The 2553-nt window shown below is 71.2% G+C and carries 2 protein-coding genes; both read right to left on the bottom strand.

Annotated elements, in window-relative coordinates; genetic code table 11:
- On the bottom strand, positions 1-1379 hold a 1379-nt coding region (ilvB, locus tag WH07_RS35400; RefSeq protein ID WP_046509296.1), incomplete at its 3' end, for a biosynthetic-type acetolactate synthase large subunit.
- Between the two features lie 242 nt (positions 1380-1621).
- A partial coding sequence (locus WH07_RS35395) for an EAL domain-containing protein (protein ID WP_046509294.1) occupies positions 1622-2553 on the bottom strand: 932 nt, incomplete at its 5' end.

Genomic DNA, 2553 nt, shown 5'->3' with positions numbered 1-2553 from the left:
GCCTTGGCACCCATGGCGGCCGGGACGGCGTACCCCATGGTCCCGGCGCCGCCCGAGTTCAGCCAGGTGGCGGGCTTCTCGTACTGGATGAAGTGCGCCGCCCACATCTGGTGCTGGCCGACGCCCGCCGCGTAGATGGTGTCCGGCGGGGCGAGCCGGCCGATGCGCTCGATGACCTGCTGCGGGGAGAGGCTGCCGTCCTCGGGCTGGTCGTAGCCGAGGGGGTAGGTCTCGCGCCAGCGGTTGAGGTCCGTCCACCAGGCGCTGTAGTCGCCGACGTTGCCCGCGGTGTGCTCGGCCTGGACGGCCTGCACCAGATCGGCGAGGACCTCCCTGGCGTCGCCGACGATCGGCACGTCGGCCGCGCGGTTCTTGCCGATCTCGGCCGGGTCGATATCGGCGTGGACGATCTTGGCGTACGGCGCGAAGCTGTCGAGCCGGCCGGTGACACGGTCGTCGAAGCGGGCGCCGAGGGCGATGATCAGGTCGGCCTTCTGGAGCGCGGTGACGGCGGTGACCGAGCCGTGCATACCGGGCATGCCCACATGCAGCGGGTGGCTGTCGGGGAACGAACCCAGCGCCATCAGGGTGGTGGTGACGGGGGCACCGGTCAGCTCGGCGAGGACCTTCAGCTCGGCGGTCGCGCCGGCCTTGATCACACCGCCGCCGACATAGAGCACGGGCCGCCTGGCCTGGGTGATCAGCTTGGCCGCCTCGCGGATCTGCTTGGCGTGCGGCTTGGTCACCGGGCGGTAGCCGGGCAGGTCCTGGGTGGGCGGCCAGGAGAAGGTCGTACGGGCCTGGAGGGCGTCCTTGGCGATGTCGACCAGGACGGGGCCGGGGCGTCCCGTCGAGGCGATGTGGAAGGCCTCGGCGATGGTGCGCGGGATGTCCTCGGCCTTGGTGACCAGGAAGTTGTGCTTGGTGATCGGCATGGTGATGCCGCAGATGTCCGCCTCCTGGAAGGCGTCCGTGCCGATGGCCTTGCTGGCCACCTGGCCGGTGATCGCGACCAGCGGCACGGAGTCCATGTGCGCGTCGGCGATGGGGGTGACGAGATTGGTGGCGCCGGGCCCGGAGGTGGCCATGCAGACCCCGACCCGGCCGGTGGCCTGGGCGTAGCCGGTGGCCGCGTGGCCCGCGCCCTGCTCATGACGGACGAGGACGTGCCGGACCCGGGTGGAGTCCATCATCGGGTCGTAGGCCGGCAGGATCGCGCCGCCGGGGATGCCGAATACCGTGTCGGCGCCCACTTCCTCAAGAGAACGGATCAGGGACTGGGCGCCCGTGACGTGCTCAACGTTGGAGGGCGTCGATCCGCCGTTACGGGCCCGCGGCTGCGGATGGTGGGCCCCGGTGGCCTGCTCGGTCATCGGCATTCTCTTCTCGAAGCTGAGGGTCATCGCGTGAGGGTTTTCGCGAGGTTTGCGGTGTGCCGGTGCAACAAAAAACCCCTCGTGCCGTGAGGCAAGCGAGGGGAGCGCGTCGGTGCGGTCTGCAGAGCGGGTGAGGGGCTCTGCTTCAGCCGACGCGCTTTCCAAGTACGAGGATTCGGGTGCGCATGGCTCAGACCCTCCCTCCGGCGCGCCCCGACTGTCAAGCGGGTGGGACGGGAGTCTCATTATTTGAGCGGATCGAGGGGTCGTGGGATCCGGTCGGAGATCTGCTGGCGGGTGTGCCGTACGGGCAGGGCGCTCCCGGTCAGTAGGGACAGCGCGCCACCGCTGGGGAGCTTGTACGGGCCCGCTCCCAGGGTGCGGCGGAGCCGGTATTCGTCGAGCGGCCCGGAGAAGGCCATGCCCTGACCATGGGTGCAGCCCATGGCGCGCAGGGCGAGCACCTGTTCGGGGACGTCGACGCCGTCCGCGACCGACTGCATGCCCAGGTCGCCGGCGATCCGCAGCAGCCCGGCGGTGATCTTGTGCAGCCGGGCGGACTCCACGATGCCCTCCACCAGTCCGCGGTCCAGTTTCACCACGTCCAGGGGGAGCCGGCGCAGGGCGCTTATCGCCCCGTAGCCGCTGCCGAAGCCGTCGAGCGCGATCCGTACGCCCAGTCGGCGCAGCGCCACGAGGCGGCGCTCCAGCTCGTCCAGGGAGGCGCGCGGGTCGGTGTCGGCCAGCTCGATCACCAGGGCTCCGGAGGGCAGCCGATGGCGGGTCAGCAGGGTCTCGATGGAACCGAGGGGCATGGATCTGTCGAGCAGCCGGCGGGCCGGGAGCCGGACGGCCACCGGTACGGAGAGCCCGGCCCTGGTGCGGTCGGCGGCCTGGGCGACGGCCTCTTCGAGCAGCCAGCGGCCGAGCTCCGCCGTACGGTCGCTGTCGTCGGCGACGCGCAGGAACTCGGCGGGGGTGAAGAGGATGCCCTGGGCCGAACGCCAGCGGGCCTGGGCGGCGACGAAGGAGACCCGGCCGGTGGCGAGTTGCACCACCGGCTGGTGGAGCAGGGCGAACTCGCCGTCGTGCAGCGCGGTACGCAGCCGCGCGGCCAGCTCGGTCCTGCGGACCACATCGGCCTGCATCTGGGGCGCGTACAGCTCGACCCGGTTCT

This window comes from Streptomyces odonnellii (assembly GCF_000981895.1).
Classification (GTDB): Bacteria; Actinomycetota; Actinomycetes; order Streptomycetales; family Streptomycetaceae; genus Streptomyces; species Streptomyces odonnellii.
This window is presented reverse-complemented; position numbering and strand designations above follow the sequence as displayed.